The following is a 19,134-nucleotide window of genomic DNA, read 5'->3' on the forward strand; positions in this document are numbered from 1 at the left end:
CCCACGAAACGGTCCCGCGCCGCAGGCCTTCAATCCATTGTCCCACCCACATCACCGCCAACCAAACGCCACCCCATAACGGGATTGCAAAGGGCCCCCGCCCTTTGCCCGCCGGAGGCAAAACGTCCATTATCCTTCAACTCCCGCTCAAGCCCCTCCGCCGGGCCAAAGCCTCCATCGCCACCATTCGATTGCCGCCGGTTTCAGCCCGCGCCCACAGGGCATCGCGCGCGGTATCATCGCCCGCCACGCTGGCCAAGGCGTCAAGCGCGTGAAGGCGCATCCGCCCGCTGGGGTGATGCGTGGCAAAGCGTTCCGCCAGATCGAGCGCCTCCTCACCGCCCAGTCCGACGGCGATGTGGATGAAGGCCTCGCTGGCGCCATGGGCCAATTGGCCTGCAATCTCACCCTTGCTCAGATCAAAGCGGTATTGATCGAGCCAGCCCTGCGCCCCGCCGGTACGCAGGATGTTGAGCGAGACCGAGAGGGCATCGGCAGGCATTTGCGCGTGGACATCGACATGGGCGCGATAGAAATGGATGTCGCCTTCACCCAACGTGAAACGGCCCGTTGGGGTCAGACCAATTGGTTCGCACAGATAGCCGTCGATGTCGCCATAATCTGCTTCATAGCAATCGCTTTGATACCCCGGACCGAAATAGCCAAGCGTCAGAAAGTCAAAATTATGGTCATGCGGCAAGCCATAGACAAAGGCCGACGCGCCGCTGTTGCGCATCACGGGTTCGTTATGTGATGGCCAGATGCTGGCGCGCAACAGGCAACTCTCACCCGCCCGCCCCAGCATGATCGCCTGGGGACCATAGGCGTTGTCATCGGCATCCTCACAATGGCGCCGGGACAGTTCATCCAATATCAAATCGCCCAGAAATTCGCGATTATTGCCAAGTTGGCGCAGCACAAGCGCCGTTGCTTGCACACTTTCCCGATCACACGGAGAAAAAATGGCGCTGGCCAGCCGCTCTCGCGCCTCGTCCAAACAGATCGCGCCTTCATTTCCGACGTCAACAACCAGCGGCATCAGGCCATATCCGCCAACATGGGATACTGCCTGACCAAATGATCGCGCAGAGTACGGGCCGAATGGCTCAAACTGTCCCCTTGCCGGTCCGCAATCGCGCAAAGGGTTTGAAATCCCTGCGCCGTGTCCAGCCCCAGACCCTCACGGACCGCTTGCCAGCGCAGGTCGTCGCCCGCCTGTTCACACGCCATTTCGGTCAGAACCGGCAACGCGTCGCGGCGTCCCATCCGGCCCAGCAGGTTGATCATCAAGGCATGGCGGCTTTCCCGCATCACACCCGCCGCCCGGTGCAGCAGGCGGCCGCTGGACAGGCAATAGGCGTGGCTGACGCCGCCCCGGCGCGGGCGTCGCTGTAATCGCAGCGACACCAATGTTCCATCAATACGGCAAAGCCGCAAGGCCTGCTTTGCCCCATCCCGTATCATGACCGAACCGGGCGAAAGGGACAGATTTTCGCACTTCAGTTCAACCTGCGGCAGGCCGGCCTGATCGCAACCTACCAGTTCAGCCTGCGCATAACCGGCCAAAATATGTTCATGCGTTTCCAAAGGGGCAAAGTTGACCGCCGGGCTCGGGCTTTGTGCGGCCAATCCGGTGCCATCAACGCTGACAAGCGCCAAGGTCGTTTCGCCGGACCGGCCGAGCAGAAGGCTTGACGTGATGCCGTTGGTGAAATGCCGCAATGGCACCTGACCAAGCGGGTGATGGGACAAAGTCTGCGCCATTGCCCTGATCAAATCATGAACCCAGATAACGCCGCGGTTGCCGCCCGATGTAAACAAGCCGGCCAGTTCAGGACATTGTGCCAATTCAGCGCCTTGGGCAAAACGTGCCAAATCGACAAAGATGGCGGTGCTGTCGCTGTTTTGCGCCCATTCCTCGTGGGCCTGAAACAACCGGTTTTGCGCATCGCGCTGCGGCGTGTCGTCAATCCGCAGCGCATCAATTTCGGGATGCACCCGCATCAAACCATCCAATTCGGTTAGGCGTAAATGTCGTAGAGAAATACCATCAGCACAATCAAAGTATCATCAGAACCGACACCATGACTTTGATGCTGGCTGCCGAACACGCCAACCGCTTCGGGAAGATCGGGCAAATCGAGCGCATCGATCTTGGGTAGTTCCATGACTTGGCCTCCTCTGATTAGTGCGTTGCCTAATATAATCAGAGGGTGCTTTGCAAATTGCGAAAGCGTAAATTAAAATGCCGTAATTGTTGTATCTTATCACTTCACCATTTGGACGTGTACCCACACGCCTTCTCTTGGACAAAAGTGCCCGCCTTGCTCAATAGACACCTTCACGGCGTCGGCACGGGCGCGTGACAGGATGGCATCGGGAACGCCGATTTCATAGGCAACCCCATCGGCCGCCCCCAGCCAGCGGGCCTGACGAAGCGTCAGATCATCGGGATCGGGCGATGTCAGGACGATCTGGCAAGTGCGAAAATTCTCAATATTGGTTCCCTCAAGGAATGCCTCCACGCGCCCGGCGCTGCCGTCATCAAGCGGGTCGAGCATGCCGCCCTGAACCAAAGCGGTGTCCAGCGCGCGACGCCGATCACCCGCATCGGGCCATCGCGAACGCAAGGCACCGCGCGCCGCCCCCAATGCACGCGCCAAAGCGCCCAGCCCTTCGGGCAACAATCCTTCAAGCCGCAACCGCAATTGCTTGGCCAGACCCGCCGATACGCCGCCCGTCCCCACGGCAATCAAAACAGGCGATCGATCCAGAATCGAAGGCGTCGTGAAATCGCAAAGATCCGGCTGGTCCACGACATTGACCAACAAGCCCGCCCTGCGCAGAGCGTCGGCCTGCTCCTGCGCGGCGGCGCGGTCTTCATAGGCCACAAAAGCAAGCCTCGCGCCCTGTCCCAATCCTTCCTCAACAGTGGTGATCACCCGGCCCCCTGCGCGAAGGACAAGACGGCTTTTGGCATCCGCCGCATCACCATCGCCCAGAACGATGACAGGTTGATCCTTGATACGGTGAAACAGGGGGAGAGCGTCGATCATGGCGCAATTATAGAAGGATAGGGAATTTATGCGAGGGTCTAGACCCTCGCGCTTCCGTTACTGTCGGCGTTGCGCCACGGGTTCGGCGTTTAAGTGTCGGACGCGGCGTTAGAAATATGAAAGCCTGCGGCGCCCTTTACCAGCGCCGCAGGCTTTATATAATCAGATCAACACCCCGGCCAACCAAACGCCACCCCAAAATGGGTTTGCAAAGGGCCCCCGCCCTTTGCCCGCCGGAGGCAAAACCTTTTACTTCAACCAGTCCGGCACCTGCTCCGCCGCCAGAATAGCGGCCGGATCGATCCGATTCGCCACGATCGCCCACTGATCGCCATTGACCATCACTTCGGGCACCAGCGCGCGGCTGTTATAGGTGTTGGCCATGGTCGCGCCATACGCGCCGGCCGTACGGAACACGCAAAGGTCGCCCGCCTTCACCACGTCGATTTCGCGGCCCATGGCAAAAGTGTCGGAAGATTCGCAGATCGGGCCAACGATATTGGCCGTGAACTTTTCACCATTGGGTTCGACGGCCAGAAAATCATGCCACGAACCATAAAGCGCCGGGCGGGCAAGGTCATTCATCGCCGCATCGACGATGACGAAGGGCGTGTTGACGCCTTCCTTCACGCGCACCACTTCGGTGACCAGCACGCCCGAATTGCCCGCAATCACGCGGCCCGGCTCGAACATCAGCGTCACGCCCCAATCGGCGGTGACTCGCGCCACCATGGCGGCATATTCGGCCGGAGCGGGGAACACTTCATCGGCCTTGTAGGGCACGCCAATGCCGCCACCCAGATCCATATGGGTGATGCTCAGCCCCTGTGCGCGGATGGAGCGCATCAATTCGCCCATCTTGGTAAAGGCGTCTTCGAGCGGTTGAAGCTTCGACAACTGGCTGCCGATATGGACGGCAAGGCCGCGCATCTGAATGCCCGGCAGCGCCGAAAGGCGCGCATAGATCCCGGCAGCGCGGTCATAAGCCACGCCGAACTTGTTTTCCGCCATGCCGGTGGAAATCTTGGCATGAGTGCCCGCGTCGACATCGGGATTGACGCGCAAAGCCGCCTGCGCCGTCAGGCCGAGCGAAGCGGCGATGGCTGCCAGTTCGACGCCTTCCTCTTCGCTCTCGATGTTAAACTGGCCAATCCCGGCCTTGACCCCGCGGGTCAGTTCATCGGCCGTCTTGCCAACGCCGGAAAACACGACGCCCTCCGCCGGAATGCCGGCGGCCAGAGCGCGATCCATCTCGCCCGCCGACACCACATCCGCGCCGTAACCTTCGCGCGCCAGCAGCTTCAAAACCGCCAGATTGGGGTTCGACTTGACCGCAAAGGCAATATGGGTGGACGGCAGGATCGACAGAGCCTCGCGAAACACGCGGGCGTGGCGGGTCAGCGTGGCGGCCGAATAGATGTAAACCGGCGTGCCCACAGCGCGGGCAATAGCGGGAATGGCGGTGTCTTCGGCATGAAGAACGCCGTCAACGTAATGAAAATGATCCATGTTTTCTCAAATCCTGAAGGGGCCTTTTGCCCCCTGGCTCAATCTTGTGGCGGCAGGTCGAAAGCATCGTCCGTGCGCGGTTCAGAGCGCGTGTGCAGCTCCACATTGCGGCTGGGACGGGCCTGCGTGGACTGGCCGAGCAGCTCATTGGCGCCGGGCCGGTCCTTGCGACCGATGGGAGGCTGGGGCAATTGATGCCCCGGCGCCGGTTTAAGTTCGCCCTGCGTGCCGCAGCCCGCCAGCGCCAAAAGCGCAACCATCGGGAAAAGTGCAACACGCATAAGGGCGTTACTCCATACCAAGCGCGTTGCGCGCCTGCGCCACACGCTGTTCTACCTGAGAAGGCGCCGTGCCGCCATGGCTGGCGCGGCTTGCCACGGATGCTTCGACCGAAAGTGCGGGATAGACGGCATCGGTGATGCGCGGGTCGATCGCCTGCAATTCATCAAGGCTAAGCTGATCCAGCGCAATCCCCTTGCTTTCGGCCAGCTTGACCGCAGCGCCGGTGATGTGGTGCGCCTCGCGGAAGGGGATATTCGCCTGACGCACCAGCCAGTCGGCCAGATCGGTCGCTGTGGCATAGCCCAGTTCGGCGGCCTGACGCATGCGGTCGGTGCGGAAGGTGGTGCTTTCCACCATGCCCGTCATCGCGGCAAGGCACAGCGTCAGCAGGCCCGCAGCCTCAAACACCGGCGGCTTGTCGTCCTGCATATCCTTCGAATAGGCCAGAGGCAGGCCCTTCATCGTAATCATCAGGCTGGTCAGAGAACCGATGATGCGCCCGGCATGACCGCGCACCAGTTCGGCGGCGTCGGGGTTCTTCTTTTGCGGCATGATGCTGCTGCCGGTCGAAAGACTGTCGGGCAGGCGGACAAAGCCGAAGGGCTGCGAAGCCCAGATGATGAATTCCTCGGCCAGACGCGAGAGGTGCAGCGAGCATTGCGCCGCCGCCATCAGGTAATCGAGCGCGAAATCGCGGTCCGACACCGAATCGAGGCTGTTATCGGTCGGGCGGTCAAAATCCAGCGCCTTGGCCGTGGCAAAACGGTCGATGGGAAAACCGGTGCCCGCCAGCGCGGCGCTGCCCAAAGGCGACTGGTTCATGCGTGCGCGAGCGTCGGCAAAGCGCGACACATCGCGCGCGGCCATTTCGTAATAGGCCATCAGGTGATGGCCCAGCGTCACCGGCTGCGCGGTCTGAAGGTGCGTAAAGCCGGGCATGATCGAATTCACATGCTCGCCCGCACGCGCCACCAGCGCCTTTTGCAAGGCGTTCAGGCCGGCCAGCGCCTCGTCCACCGCATCGCGCACCCAGAGGCGGAAATCGGTGGCCACCTGATCGTTGCGGCTGCGCGCGGTGTGCAGGCGCCCCGCCGCCGGGCCGACCAGTTCGGCAAGGCGGCTTTCGGTCGTCATATGAATGTCTTCAAGGTCCCAGTTTTCCGGAACGCCATTGACTTCATATTCGCCCGCCACGGTGTCGAGGCCCGCGCTGATGGTCGCGGCATCCTCGGCGCTCACGATCCCCTGCGCGCCCAGCATGGCGACATGGGCCTTGGAGGCGCGGATGTCCTGACGCCAAAGGGCCTTGTCGAAGGGGATCGAGGCGTTAATCTCGCGCATGATGGCGCTGGGCCCTTCGGCAAAGCGCCCCCCCCACATCTGATTGGAGCCTGCCTTGTTGTCACCTTCGCTCACGCGCAAAATCCTCAAAGTCGCTGGTTGTGGCCTGATCGTGGCCGGAATCGCGGCTTGCGATAGGCAAAGCGGCGGCGATAAGCAACCGCCAGAAGCAAGCGCATCGGCCAGTTCGACCGCCCCGGACGCCGAAGGCGCCGCGCTGGATCGCAGCCACAAGGGATCGCAATTGCCCAGCCTGACGTTCAAGGACGCGGCGGGCAAGGAGATCAGCACGCAGAGCCTGAAAGGCAAGCCGGTGCTGATCAACCTGTGGGCGACATGGTGCGGGCCGTGCATTGCCGAATTGCCCGCGCTCAACAAACTGGCCTCGGGCGGAAAGATCCGCGTTCTGACCGTGTCGCAGGACAGCGAGGCGGCCAAGGACAAGGTCGCCGCCTTCCTGAAAGCAAAGGGCGGGGATGCGCTCGAACCATGGCTCGACCCCGAAGGCACCGCCGCGACCCAGTGGCAGGTAACCACCCTGCCCGCATCGATCTATTACGATGCACAGGGGCGCGAAGTATGGCGCATCAATGGCGGCAAGGATTGGGCCGGCGCGGAAGCCGCCAAACTTCTGGCCGAATAATCGGCCGATTGAACAGGGGCAAATGGCATCAGGTGAATCCCCTGTAGGCCACTTGCCCCTGATTTAACCACCCAAGCGTATCAGAGGAGACCAAATCATAATTCCACTCCGACAGAGGGGATCGGATCCATGCAGGGTAACTCTACACCGACGCGCGCGCGCCGGGAGACAGTCGCGACAATTGATTCGTCAAATTTGAGCGTGTTCCCCGCCATCCGCGCGATGGTTGCCCGATATGCCCCGCGTGCGCTAGACCGGCTCTATGCCGCGATTGCCAGCCATCCGGTGGCCTCGAAAATCCTCTCATCCACCGAACAACGCGAACGCGCCGCCAGCGCCCAGCTTCAGCACTGGCTCTCGCTTTTCGGTTCATCCTTTGACGAAGCGGCCGTCGCCCGCGCGACAAAGATCGGCAATATCCACGCCCGCGTCGGACTGGAGCCGGATCTTTACATCAGCGGTTATGCGCTGGTTCTGGAAACCATCATCGAGGATTCGCTCAAGGGTTTCAGCTTTCCCTGGCAAAAACGCAGCCGGGCCAAGGCGGTGGCCACTCTGGTCAAAACCGCGCTGTTCGATATGGAAGCGGCGCTCAGCGCCTATTTCGACGCCGAAGCGGCCCAGCGCAATGACATCATCGCCGCCATGAGCAAGGCGATGGGCGAAGTGGCCGGAGGCAATCTGCGCGCCCAATTGGGAGAGGTGCCGCCCGCCTACAAACAACTGGCTGCCGATTTCCACAATATGCGCCATCAGATCAGCAATCTGGTCATCCAGATGACCGATGCGGCCCATGGCGTGAAATCGGGCGCGCATGAAATCAGCTGCGCGGCCAATGACCTTGCCAACCGCACCGAACAGCAGGCCGCATCGGTCGCGCATATTTCCGAAGTCATGCGCGAGGTGACCGTCAACATCACCACCACCGCGGGCAATGCGCGCGATGTTGATGGATCGGTGGCCGAAGTATCGGGCCATGCCAGCAAGGGCGGACGGATCATGGATTCGACCGTCATCGCCATGGAAAAGATCAAGAATTCGGCCACCGAAATCGCCCAGATCGTCGATGTGATCGATTCGATAGCGTTTCAGACCAACCTCCTTGCCCTTAACGCCGGGGTCGAGGCCGCCCGCGCGGGCGAGGCCGGCAAAGGCTTTGCGGTCGTGGCCAGCGAAGTGCGCGCCCTTGCCCATCGCACCACCGAATCGGCCAAGAACATCAAGACCCTTATCGTCACCTCGAATGAAGATGTGCAGCACGGCGCCGAACTGGTCGAACAGATGCGCGATGCGTTGAACCAGATCATCGGGCGGCTGGACGATACCAGCAGCAAGGCGGGCGACATCGCCAGCTTCTCTGAACAACAATCCGAAAGCATGAAGGCGCTGAACGCCCAATTGCAACAGATCGACCTCAACACCCAGCAGAACGCCGCCATGGTCGAGGAATCGAACGCCGCCGCGCGCGGATTGTCGGATCAGGCCGCCAGCATGGCCTCTATTGTGGGCCAGTTCACCTTTGAACGCCGCAACCGTATCCGAGACGGCAACAGCGAGGTCTGGGTCGATACGCGCAGCGGGCGTATGCCAGCCGCCGAAAGGGCGGCGTGAGCCTTTATACGCGGCCTGCACAAGGCATTCAGGCTATGATAGAGTAACCACTTCAACGGGCCTACCAACCCTGGCCAAAGCCACAGGATACATCCGGCACGTCACCCATGCCTCACCCCTTGCCCCATCCGACGGGCGGCACCGACCGCCAGCTTTTGATCGTAAGGATCGAGGATAATCTGCGGCGCGCGGTGACGGGGGCGGTTGGCGGCACGCTCAATGCCATTGCGGCCTGCCTGACCATGTTGTCCTCGCCTTATCCGGGCTTGGTGCTGGGCTGGCTGGGCTGCATTCTGGTGGTGGCGGGGTTCAGGCTGTCCCTTGTTTTCAAACGCCGCCGCGAAGGGTGGCAGGACGCCGACCCGGACCGAGACCTTTGGCAAATCCACGCCATTGCGCTGATCAATGGTATATTGTGGGGCACGGGCATCGCCGCGGCGGCCAGTGTCGCCGATATTCAGCAATTTTCCGTTCTGGCCATTCTGTCGGGCGGGATGGTGGGCGCATCGGTTCTGACCTATTCGACGATGGCGATTGCCGCGATGATGTTCATGGCGCCGATCTGTCTGGGCACGGTCGTCGCATGGGCGCTGTTTCCGGGCGCGCAATTGTGGATCGGGGCTTTGTTCTGCACCTCCTATCTGCTGATCCTTTCGCGCGGCGCGTTTCAAAGCCAGCGCGAATTTGCCAAGGCCTATTACGCGCGCGAGGAATTGCGCGAGGCGGGCGCCACGGTGCAATTGCTGCTCAATGATTTCGAGGCGCAATCGGCCGACTGGTTGTGGAAGGTCGACGCCGATGGACGCATCATCGACCCCAGCCCGCGTTTTGGCGATGCGGCCCGGCGCGCATGGCAATTGCTGGAGAATGAACCGCTGACCGGCCTGTTCGAACCTTGCCGGGAAACCGAAAGACTATCGATCCATCTGGCCCAGCGGACGCCGTTTCGGGATTTGACATTGCCATTGACCCTGGACGGATCGCCGCATTGGTGGACACTTTCGGCCCAGCCGTGGCAGGACGGGATGCGCGGCGTCGCGCGCGATGTCACCGCCCAAAAACGCGCCGAAGCGCGTGTCAGCCACATGGCCCATTATGACGGGCTGACCAATTTGGCCAATCGCTTCCTGTTCAATGAAACGCTGGCCGGGGCGCTGCTGCGCCGCCGGTCGCATGATCACGGGGTGGCGGTGCTCTATCTCGATCTGGACCGGTTCAAGGCGATCAATGACACGTTGGGCCATCCGGTAGGCGACAAATTGCTGTGCGAAATCGCACGCCGTATCGAATCCTGTGTGCGCAAGGATGATCTGGTGGCGCGATTGGGCGGTGATGAATTTGCCGTGCTGATGCACGGGCGCCACGTGGAAAGGATCGCGGAAAAGGCGGCCCAGCGCATCATCGAAACGGTGCGCCACCCTTGCCTGATCGACGACGGACAGGTTCTGACCTCCACCAGCATCGGCATTGCGATCAGCACGGCGGAGGAAACCGATGCCGCCACCTTGATGAAACAGGCCGATCTGGCGCTCTATGTCGCCAAGGGGCGCGGGCGTGGTGTGTTTTCCCATTTCGAACCGGGCATGGATGAAGCCGCCACCCTGCGCCGGGAATTGGAGATGGATCTCCGCACTGCCTTGACCGAAGGGCAGTTTGAACTTCATTACCAACCCCTGATCGATGTCCGCACGCGTCAGACCGTGGCCTATGAGGCGTTGGTGCGATGGCATCACCCGACGCGCGGCATGGTCATGCCCGACCTGTTCATTTCGCTTGCCGAAGAGACGGGTCTTGTCGTCCCGCTGGGCGATTGGGTTATCCGTCGTGCGTGTCAGCAGATGGCGCATTGGCCCGATCATCTGCGGATCGCGGTCAACCTGTCGCCCGCCCAATTGCGCAGCGCGGGCCTGATTTCCACCGTCATGCAGGCGATTGCCGAAAATGGCATCAAGCCCAACCGGCTGGAACTGGAAATCACCGAAAACGTCCTGCTCAAGGATAATGCGGTTCATGCCGCCCTGTTGCACCGGCTGCGTTCATTGGGGGTGCGGGTGGCGCTGGATGATTTCGGCACGGGCTATTCCTCGCTCAATTACCTGCGCGCGTTTCCCTTCGACAAGATCAAGATCGACCGCTGCTTCCTTAAAGGACTGGGCGAAAGCAACGAGACGCTGCCGATTGTCCGCGCCGTTATCGCGCTGGCCCATGCGATGGGCATGACCACCACCGCCGAAGGAGTGGAAAACGAGCATCAAATGCATGTCCTGCTCGAAGAAGGCTGTGATCAGGCGCAGGGCTTCCTTTTTTCCCGCGCCATGCCCGCCGACCATTTCCCCGAATTGCAATGCCCGCCGCGCGCGGTGGGGCAACGCGCAAAGCATTGATGTGAAGCATCATCGGTCGCGCAAAAAAATGCCGCGCGCCCCTGTTGACGCCCCGATAAAAACCGCCTAGTTGCCCGCTTCCCGTGATTGGGGCGATTAGCTCAGTTGGTAGAGCATCTCGTTTACACCGAGAGGGTCGGCGGTTCGAGCCCGTCATCGCCCACCATTCCCATGGATAAACCGGCCCAATGATGGCCCCGTCCTGAAAATTCGCAGCACTTTGAACAGGCAGTGCGCTGTTTTCGCACCGCCCGTCATCGGCGTGGTTCAGACCAAATCTTCCTCGTCCGCCACGACCCAGTCCTGCAAATCCGGCGCATTGCCGATCAGGGCAAGACCATGCGCGATGCTGGTCAGTTCATTCCCGCTCGCCAGACGCTGTTCGCCAAAGCGGCCTTCGAACAGGCGGCGCACCGCGGGGATCAGCGAGGAGCCACCCGTCAGGAACACATGGTCAATCTGTTCCGGCCCCAGCCCTGCGCGATCCAGCACCGTATCGACCGTTTCGGCCATGCGATGCAGGTCCGGCTCGATCCATGCTTCAAACTCGCTGCGGCTGACCTCGGCCTCGATGGTCAGATCGGCGTCGGCGAAACTGAAATGAGCATGGGCCTCGCTCGAAAGCGTGCGCTTGAGTTGGCCCACGGCATCATAGAGCGCATAGCCCAATTCCTGCTCGACAATGGTGATCATGCGCCCGATGGCGGCCGGATCGGTCGCGCTGCGTTGCAAGCGGGCCAGCTCCTCCAGCTTGCGCCGGTTGCGCATCAGCGCCAATCGCGACCAGTCGCCGAAATCGGCAAAATGGCCGGCGGGAATCTCCAATTCCTTGTCAAAGGAACGATAAGTGCCGCCCTTGCCCAGCAACGGCAGGACAAGATGATCCATGATGCGATAGTCAAACCGGTCCCCGGCAATACCTATCCCTGCCGAGGCCAGCGGGATGCAGCGCCGCGCCGCACCGGGCGCCTCGACCCGCACAATGGAAAAGTCGCTGGTGCCGCCGCCGAAATCCGCCACCAGCAACGTGGCCGGATCACTCAACCGCGAGGCAAAGCTGTAGGCCGCGCCCAAAGGTTCATAGACATAATGAACCGGACGCCCCAGCATCGAAAACATCGCATCATAACGCCGACGCGCCAGCGCCACATCTGGGCGCGACCCCACATAGCGCACCGGACGACCCACCACGACGCAATCGGGCGCATCCTTCATCGGATTGCCGCCATGGTTCATCAGATGGGTCAGGAAAATCTGGCCCAATTCCTCAAACCGCAAACGCTTTTCAAACAGGTTGGCATGTTCGAACGTCGCGCTGGCCGCCACGGATTTGAACGATTGCAGGAAACGGCTACCCTGCGGAAAATCGAGATATTCGGCAATCGCCCAAGGCCCCGCCTCATGCGCCAATCCGCCGCGAAAGGCCTCGTCCTGCCAAAAACACAGGGCCGAGCGGAACACCGAGGTCGCGCCATTGGGGGCGGCATAGTCGATCATCCGTGCATCATGCGTATCCGATGCAAGGGCCATGACCGAATTGGTCGTGCCGAAATCGATGCCGATGGCGCGCGTGGCGGTCATATCAACGCTGCTTTTTGGCGATGGTCGCGGTGAAATCGGGGTCTTTGTTGGCCACCCAATCGACGAATTTGCGCACCGCCGGATTGGCCAGAAGCCCTTCGACATCCATGCCGTAACGCTGCAATTCGGAATTGGTGAAATTGACGATCAACGTCTGCTGGCAAATGCCATGCATGGGCACGACGTCGCGCCCGCCCCGGCTTTTGGGGATGGGGTGATGCCACACGATCGTCGAACCCGTGGGCCGCCCGCACAGCCAGCAGGGCACGGCTTCGACGGGCGCCTCTTCTTCATTGTGAAGATCGCCATAGGGATCACGCTTGGAATGTTTGCGGGCCATGTTGTCGCCTGAAATGCCTGTGTCTGTTATGCCCCCTATAGCGGGCGCATCGGCTATTGCCACCGGGACATGTCGATCACGCGATAGAGAAGGCGGCGCTCTTTACCTCGCGGCAAAAGAAGTCGAGGTCGATGGGCGTGGGCGTCGTGCGCAGCGCAGAAGGAAAGAAGATTTCCGAGAAAAACAGACTGCGCAGCAAAAGGCCGATCTGACGCGCCGATGCCGCCGGATCGCGTGAACCCAGCCGGGCAAAGATCGGCTCCCACCGTGTCTGGCGCGCCAACATGACATTTTCGACCAGTTGCATCAGTTCGGGATCACGTCGCGCCATCAGAAAACATTCATAACGCGCCAATACCAGTGTGCCGCGCGCCTGCGCCGAAACGAATTGCCACATGTCGAAACAGCATTGCGCCACGACCTCGACGCTGGGCCGATCGCCGCAAAGGCTTTCGATGCGGTCGACAATTCCATCCATCTGCTGTGCATCGCGGGCAAAGACGGTGCGGATGGCCATGGCGACCAGATCCTCTCGCCGCCGGAAATAGGCCGATGTCGTGCCTTCGGGCAGGCCCAGATGGCGGTCCAGCGCGCGATGGGTAAAGCCCCTGCTGCCATGTTCGCCCAGCACTTCGAGCGCGCCCTGCGCCAGTTCCTCGCGCCGGTTGCTTTTGTCCCGGCGGTTGGGCTGGGGCTTGTTGCCGGGCTGAACGCTCATCTTTGCTCTCTCATTCATGTCCGACTCTGCCCCGCCGCGCCTTGGTTGACAAGGACAGATGTATTCTACAAATGTAGAAGTCATAAGAGGAATCGGCGGCACACCTTGCCCGCCCACATCATTGGAGAGTGAAGACATGAGGATCGGATGGGGTTTGGCGGCGCTGGCCCTGTTTCAGGCGACCGCAGGTCTGGCGGGTGATCGCCTTGTTCTGCTGGGCACCGGGGGCGGCCCCGGCGGGCGGGTGGACCGTTCGGGCATCGCCACGTTGCTGGAGGTCGACGGCCATCGCTATCTGATCGACGCGGGCGGCGGGGTTTCGCGCCAACTGGCGATGGCAGGGGTGGCGGAAAAGGATGTGCCGCTCGTCTTCCTCACCCATTTGCATGACGATCACTATGCGGGCCTGCTCAGCCTGGCCAGCTTTGCCTGGTCCACGCGGGGGACGGGATTGCAGATACTTGGCCCCAAGGGGACGCAGGATCTGGCCAAGGCGCTGGGCGGGGTGATGGAGATCAACGCGCATATCCGAAACGCAGAATCGGGTCGTGCCCGTCCGATCTCAGGTTTTCTGACCGCGCGCGATCTGCCGCCGGGCCGGGCCTTTGACGACAAGACCGTGACGGTCCACGCCATGGCCAACAGTCATTATTCGCTGATCGACCGGGCGCAAAATCCCGATGCGCAATCCTTGTCCTATCGGTTTAACATGGGCGGCAAATCGGTGGTGTTTACCGGCGACACCGGCATGGCGGCGGGTCTGGCCGAATTTGCGCGCGGGGCCGATATTCTGGTGGCCGAAATGGCGACCGCCGCCGACCGCGCCATGGTCCCTCCCCCGGTTCAGCGGCACATGGATGTCGAACACCTTTCGCCCGCACAGGTGGGCGATCTGGCAACCAAGGCGGGGGTACGCAAACTGGTCCTCAGCCATGTCGGCAAGGTGAGCGAGGAGGATCTGGCGCAGGTCCGCGCGCATTATTCCGGCCCCGTCGTGCTGGGCCAAGACCTGCAAAGCATCGAGTTTTAACAAAAGCGGCGCGTCCATATCCGCGCCCATGGGGGAGAATACCATGTCGAAAACGCCGCTTCTGACCGCGCTCTTGGCCGGTCTCTTATTGTCCACGCCCGCCGCCGCGCAAGAGGCGCAAAACGCCTATAGCTGGATCCCGCTGGGCACGATGGGCGGGCCGATGCCGCGCCCCGGACGCCATGAACCGGCCAACCTGCTCTGGCGCAAGGGCGAGGCGCATTTGATCGACACCGGCGATGGCGCCATGACCGGGCTTGCCGATGCGGGGGCGGATTACCCCGAATTGCGCAGCATCTGGATCAGCCATATCCATTTCGACCATCTGGGCGGCCTGTTCGCGGTGCTGGGCCTGCGGCTTCAGACAAGGACGGTGACGCCGCTGACCATTTACGGCCCGCCGGGAATGAAGGACATCGTATCCGGCCTGATCGCCGCCATGCGCCCCAGCGCCCGCTCGGGCTTTGGCATTCCGGGCGAGGTGCCGATTGACCCGGCCACCAATATTCAGGTCGTGGAACTGGACGATGGCGCCGTGGTGAAACTGGACCATTTCAACGTCCGCGTGGCCAGCAACACCCATTACAGCTTTACCCCCGGCAGCGCGGAGGAAAAGACCTTCCGCTCGCTTTCCTATCGGTTCGACCTGCCGGGCCGCTCGATCATCTATACCGGCGATACCGGCCCCAGCGAGAAAGTGACCGCTCTGGCCAAAGGGGCGGATGTGCTGGTGACGGAAATGATCGATCTGGATGATACGCTGGCCCAGATGAACAACCGGGTGCGCCATATTTCCGATACGGAAAGGGCCAATATGGCCGCCCATCTGGCGCGCCACCACCTGTCCACCGCCGCGATTGGCGACATGGCCACCAAGGCGGGCGTGGGCAAGGTGATCGTCACCCATATCGCCGGGGGCGGATCGCGTCAGGGCGAAGCCGATGCCCATTATCGCGATGAAATCGGCAAACAATTCCGTGGCCCGGTGGTGATCGCCCACGACATGGACCGCTTCTGAAACCCGGACAAAGAAAAGGGCGCCCCTCTGCTGCGGAAAGGCGCCCTTTTCAAAGATGACCCGCGCCCCACCCCAGTGTGACGGCGCGGGTCAGAGGGATCATTCGATGAAGGGTTCCACCGCACGCATATGCCCGCGCAGGAAAGCATCCGCGACATGGCGCAAGGGCGCGATATCGACGTCGCTTACCCCACCCTTTACCAAACCGGCGAAACGGGCATAGAGTTCGGGATATTCGCGATCCTCCGCCTCCCGCACGCCTTCGGGCAGAGTCAGGACCGAGCCGCCCTTTTCCAGCTTCAATTCGCCCGCATCGGTCTGGACGATGATGTCCCAGCTTTGCGGGCCGGTCTGGCGGAAATCCAGATCCATGTGGATCGGCGTGCCAAGGCTGTCGGTAAAGGTCAGATCCGCCGCAATCGGCGCCTGACAATTGGACGGCACCTCCAGCGTGGCCTCGGTCAGAAAGAAGGGACGCGGCAGGATATGCGTGACAATGGACAGAGCATTGATGCCCGGATCGAACACGCCCAAACCGCCCGCCTGCCAGATCCATGCCTGCCCCGGATGCCAAACGCGCACGTCCTCGCGCCAGATGATCGTTACGTCATCAATCCGCCGCGCGTCCAGCCATGCCCGGGCCGGTTCAACCCCCGCCGCATAGCGCGAATGCCATGAGGCGAATAACGTCACCCCGGCCTCGTCCGCAATGGCGCGCAGGGATTCAACTTCGGCCAAAGTCGCGCCCGGCGGCTTTTCGAGGAAGACGTGCAGCTTGTGCTGCAACGCCTTGACCGCCAATTCGTATCGCACCTGTGGCGGGGTGCAGAGCGCCACCGCATCGACCGCGATACCCGATGCCAGCAAGGCGTCCAGATCGGCAAACCACGGCACATCCATCTGCGGGTCATGACGGCTGACCGTGGCCACCAGTTCGTAATCGGCATTGCCCGCGATAGAGGGAATATGCTGATCGCGGGCGATCTTGCCCACGCCGACAAGAGCGATGCGAATGGCCATGGCTTAGAGCACCTTGACCGAAACGGCCTGCGCATCGGCGATGGCAAGGCGGTTGCGCAAAGGCAGGGCAAAGGGCGCGGCGCTGATTTCGAACTCGTCGCCGGGGGCCGTGCGCACATCGTCCGAGAAGGACAAAGTGGCCGTGCCGAAGAAATGCACATGCACATCGCCCGCGCGGCGGAACAGGCCATATTTGAAATGGTGATGTTCCAAATTACTCAGGCTGTGCGACATGTTGGCCTCGCCCGACAGGAAGGGCTTTTCCCAAAGCAGCGCTCCGTCACGATAGATCCGGCTGGCGCCGCGAATGTCATCGGGCACGTCACCGATCAGCAATTCGGCGCCCAGCGCCGCCGCCCGCAGCTTGGAATGAGCCAGCCACAGGTAATTGTGCCGCTCGGTCACATGATCGGAAAATTCATTGGCGAGAGCCAGGCCGAGGCGGAAAGGCGTGCCATCGGGGCCGATGATATAGATGCCCGCCAGTTCGGGCTCCTCGCCGCCATCCTGCGCAAAAGCGGGGCTGAGCAGAGCATCGCCGGGGCCGACCAATTGCGAACCATCGCCCTTGTAAAACCATTCGGGCTGCTGGCCGACCTGTCCGGCTGCGGGCTTGCCGCCTTCGACGCCTTCAAGGAACATGCGCATGGAATCGGTCAGCTTTTCGCCCGAAGCGGCGGCTGCATGCATCTTGTTGCGGCCTTCCGCCGAACCCAGATGCGTCAGGCCCGTGCCCGTCATCCACAGATGCGCGGGGTCTTCGTGATCGATCGGAGCCAACAAATGCCCGGCGGCCAGTTCAGCGGCAATATCAACGCCCGCGCCCATGCCCGCCACGGCCGCTTCATCGACCAGCGAGCGACCGGCAGCAATCGCGCGATGCGCCAACTCGCGGGTGGAGGACACGCCGTTCAGGAACCAAGCCTGATCCCCATCGGCAAAGATAACCGAACGTGCGCCATCATCGGCGCGGTGCTGCAAAAGGCGCTGGGCCATGGTCAAAACTCCTTGCCCCGCCGAACGCACCGGCGGGATAAACAACAAAAATCAGAGCGTCAGAACGCCATCGATCAAACGCGGCGCGCCATCGCCGCGTGCATCATCGCGCAATTCGGCGGGCAGAAGCGCCGGCGCGATATTCTGATAGCTGACCGGACGCAGGAAACGGTCGATGGCAAGGCTGCCCACCGAAGTCGTGCGCGGATCGCTGGTCGCGGGGAACGGGCCACCATGCACCATCGCGTGGCAGACCTCGACGCCCGTGGGCCATCCATTGGCGAGGATACGCCCCACCTTGCGTTCCAGCACCGGCAGGACGCGGCCCGCCAGATCGGCATCGCCATCGTCCATATGCAGGGTCGCGGTCAATTGCCCTTCCAACCCCTTGAGCACGGAGGTCAATTCCGCCTCATCGGCGCAGCGTACGAGGATAGAAGACGCGCCAAACACTTCATGCGCCAGTGCCGGATTGGCAAGGAATGCCCCCGCCGTGGTCTGGAACAGGATCGCGCCGCAAGCGGTGCCCTCGCCCGGTTCGCCCGCGGCCAGTTGTTCGACACCATCGGCGCCCGCCAGAGCGGCCGTGCCATCGCGAAAGGCCGCGCCAATGCCCTTGGTCAGCATGACCTGCGCCGGTGCCTGCGCCACGGCGCCCGTGGCGGTGGCGATGAATGCGTCGAGACCTTCGCCCTCAATGGCCAGCAGCAGGCCGGGATTGGTGCAGAATTGCCCCGCGCCCATGGTCAGCGAACCGACGAAAGCCGTGCCCAGCGCCGCGCCGCGCGCTTTCAACGCTTCGGGCATCAGCAGGACGGGGTTGATGCTGCTCATTTCCGCATAGACCGGGATCGGCACAGGGCGCGATGCCGCCAGATTGGCCAGCGCCAGACCGCCAGCGCGCGACCCGGTAAAGCCCACCGCCGCAATGCGCGGATCCTTGACCAGCGCCGCGCCCAGTTCATTCGAAGGACCGACCAAGTGGCCGAACACACCACTGGGCAGACCGCAGGCCGCCACCGCCCGCGCAATGGCCGAAGCCACCAGCGCGCCGGTTTCCGGATGCGCAGGATGGCCTTTGACCACCACCGGGCAACCCGCCGCCAGCGCCGAGGCCGTGTCGCCGCCAGCGGTGGAGAAAGCCAGCGGGAAATTGGACGCGCCAAACACCGCCACCGGCCCCACCGGGATCATGCGCAAACGCAGATCGGGACGCGGCAAAGGCGCGCGTTCGGGCAGAGCCGGATCGATGCGCAATTGCTGCCATGCCCCGGCGCGCACCACGCCTGCGAACAGGCGAAGCTGGCCCATGGTGCGGCCACGTTCGCCCTCAAGGCGGGCGCGGGGCAGCCCGCTTTCGCGGCAAGCCGCCACAATCAAATCGTCGCCAAGGGCAAGGATTTCATCGGCGATGGTTTCAAGGAATTTGGCGCGGGTTTCGCGGTCCGTGGCGCGATAGGCGTCAAAAGCCGCATCGGCGGCGGCGCATGCCGTATCCACCTGTGCCAGACCATCAACCGCAAAGGCAGGGCCTACCGGTTGGCCGGTCGCAGCATCCATCGAACGAAATTCAGTCATCGAAAACTCCATGGAACACGGCCATCG

18 protein-coding genes and 1 tRNA gene are annotated in these 19,134 nt (G+C 62.1%); 6 read left to right on the top strand and 13 right to left on the bottom strand.

Annotated features, from left to right (window positions below; all coding sequences use genetic code 11):
* Positions 1–136: 136 nt before the first annotated feature.
* The 7 genes from ACZ9HU_RS12575 to argH form a co-directional block, all read right to left on the bottom strand.
* Positions 137–1,039: a transposase gene (locus ACZ9HU_RS12575; protein ID WP_476105385.1), complete on the bottom strand. Its 903-nt coding sequence runs from the start codon at positions 1,037–1,039 to the stop codon at positions 137–139.
* Positions 1,039–2,004 (bottom strand): hypothetical protein, encoded by a 966-nt coding sequence (locus ACZ9HU_RS12580; protein WP_476105387.1) that lies wholly within the window; start codon positions 2,002–2,004, stop codon positions 1,039–1,041. Before ACZ9HU_RS12580 ends, ACZ9HU_RS12575 begins: the two co-directional genes overlap by 1 nt.
* Before the next feature lie 17 nt (positions 2,005–2,021).
* Positions 2,022–2,168: a hypothetical protein gene (locus ACZ9HU_RS12585; RefSeq protein ID WP_476105388.1), complete on the bottom strand. Its 147-nt coding sequence runs from the start codon at positions 2,166–2,168 to the stop codon at positions 2,022–2,024.
* A 99-nt stretch (positions 2,169–2,267) separates the two neighbouring features.
* A complete protein-coding gene (locus ACZ9HU_RS12590) occupies positions 2,268–3,056 on the bottom strand; it encodes a precorrin-2 dehydrogenase/sirohydrochlorin ferrochelatase family protein (protein WP_476105389.1) in 789 nt (262 codons plus the stop codon).
* Positions 3,057–3,305: 249 nt separating this feature from the next.
* The gene (lysA, locus tag ACZ9HU_RS12595; protein ID WP_476105391.1) at positions 3,306–4,565 is read right to left on the bottom strand and encodes a diaminopimelate decarboxylase; all 1,260 of its coding nucleotides are present in this window, start codon (positions 4,563–4,565) and stop codon (positions 3,306–3,308) included.
* Between the two features lie 38 nt (positions 4,566–4,603).
* Positions 4,604–4,846: a hypothetical protein gene (locus ACZ9HU_RS12600; RefSeq protein WP_476105393.1), complete on the bottom strand. Its 243-nt coding sequence runs from the start codon at positions 4,844–4,846 to the stop codon at positions 4,604–4,606.
* A 7-nt stretch (positions 4,847–4,853) separates the two neighbouring features.
* Entirely contained in the window at positions 4,854–6,227 is a 1,374-nt protein-coding gene (argH, locus tag ACZ9HU_RS12605) for an argininosuccinate lyase (protein WP_476105439.1), read from the bottom strand.
* A 19-nt stretch (positions 6,228–6,246) separates the two neighbouring features.
* Here argH and ACZ9HU_RS12610 point away from each other — a divergent pair, with 19 nt between their 5' ends.
* The 4 genes from ACZ9HU_RS12610 (at position 6,247) to ACZ9HU_RS12625 (ending at position 10,992) form a co-directional block, all read left to right on the top strand.
* On the top strand, positions 6,247–6,831 hold the full coding sequence (locus ACZ9HU_RS12610; protein ID WP_476105394.1) for a TlpA family protein disulfide reductase: 585 nt from the start codon (positions 6,247–6,249) through the stop codon (positions 6,829–6,831).
* Positions 6,832–6,960: 129 nt separating this feature from the next.
* Positions 6,961–8,442 carry a methyl-accepting chemotaxis protein gene (locus ACZ9HU_RS12615; protein ID WP_476105396.1) on the top strand — a complete coding sequence of 494 codons (1,482 nt, stop codon included), beginning with the start codon at positions 6,961–6,963 and terminating at the stop codon, positions 8,440–8,442.
* A gap of 107 nt (positions 8,443–8,549) precedes the next feature.
* Entirely contained in the window at positions 8,550–10,826 is a 2,277-nt protein-coding gene (locus tag ACZ9HU_RS12620; protein ID WP_476105397.1) for a putative bifunctional diguanylate cyclase/phosphodiesterase, read from the top strand.
* A 90-nt stretch (positions 10,827–10,916) separates the two neighbouring features.
* A tRNA-Val gene (locus ACZ9HU_RS12625) sits at positions 10,917–10,992 on the top strand.
* Between the two features lie 101 nt (positions 10,993–11,093).
* Here the strand turns inward: ACZ9HU_RS12625 and ACZ9HU_RS12630 are convergent.
* From ACZ9HU_RS12630 to ACZ9HU_RS12640, 3 genes are all read right to left on the bottom strand, one after another.
* Complete coding sequence (locus ACZ9HU_RS12630) at positions 11,094–12,407, bottom strand: Hsp70 family protein (RefSeq protein WP_476105399.1); 1,314 nt, start codon at positions 12,405–12,407, stop codon at positions 11,094–11,096.
* A gap of 1 nt (position 12,408) precedes the next feature.
* Positions 12,409–12,747, bottom strand: coding sequence for a hypothetical protein (locus ACZ9HU_RS12635; RefSeq protein ID WP_476105401.1), 339 nt, complete (start codon positions 12,745–12,747; stop codon positions 12,409–12,411).
* Between the two features lie 76 nt (positions 12,748–12,823).
* Positions 12,824–13,465 carry a TetR/AcrR family transcriptional regulator gene (locus ACZ9HU_RS12640; protein ID WP_476105403.1) on the bottom strand — a complete coding sequence of 214 codons (642 nt, stop codon included), beginning with the start codon at positions 13,463–13,465 and terminating at the stop codon, positions 12,824–12,826.
* A 136-nt stretch (positions 13,466–13,601) separates the two neighbouring features.
* On the opposite strand from ACZ9HU_RS12640, the gene ACZ9HU_RS12645 reads away from it, so the two are divergent.
* Both ACZ9HU_RS12645 and ACZ9HU_RS12650 read left to right on the top strand, forming a co-directional pair.
* Entirely contained in the window at positions 13,602–14,495 is an 894-nt protein-coding gene (locus ACZ9HU_RS12645) for an MBL fold metallo-hydrolase (RefSeq protein WP_476105404.1), read from the top strand.
* A 43-nt stretch (positions 14,496–14,538) separates the two neighbouring features.
* A complete protein-coding gene (locus ACZ9HU_RS12650; RefSeq protein ID WP_476105406.1) occupies positions 14,539–15,513 on the top strand; it encodes an MBL fold metallo-hydrolase in 975 nt (324 codons plus the stop codon).
* Positions 15,514–15,612: 99 nt separating this feature from the next.
* Here the strand turns inward: ACZ9HU_RS12650 and ACZ9HU_RS12655 are convergent, their stop codons facing one another.
* Genes ACZ9HU_RS12655 through ACZ9HU_RS12665 form a run of 3 tightly spaced genes read right to left on the bottom strand, consistent with a single transcriptional unit; the run spans position 15,613 to position 19,107 of the window.
* A complete protein-coding gene (locus ACZ9HU_RS12655) occupies positions 15,613–16,533 on the bottom strand; it encodes a Gfo/Idh/MocA family protein (RefSeq protein ID WP_476105407.1) in 921 nt (306 codons plus the stop codon).
* A 3-nt stretch (positions 16,534–16,536) separates the two neighbouring features.
* Positions 16,537–17,529, bottom strand: coding sequence for an AraD1 family protein (araD1, locus tag ACZ9HU_RS12660; RefSeq protein WP_476105409.1), 993 nt, complete (start codon positions 17,527–17,529; stop codon positions 16,537–16,539).
* 51 nt (positions 17,530–17,580) lie between these two features.
* Complete coding sequence (locus tag ACZ9HU_RS12665) at positions 17,581–19,107, bottom strand: aldehyde dehydrogenase (NADP(+)) (RefSeq protein ID WP_476105411.1); 1,527 nt, start codon at positions 19,105–19,107, stop codon at positions 17,581–17,583.
* Positions 19,108–19,134 lie beyond the last annotated feature (27 nt).

It is taken from the genome of Novosphingobium sp. Sphag1I (assembly GCF_056279125.1).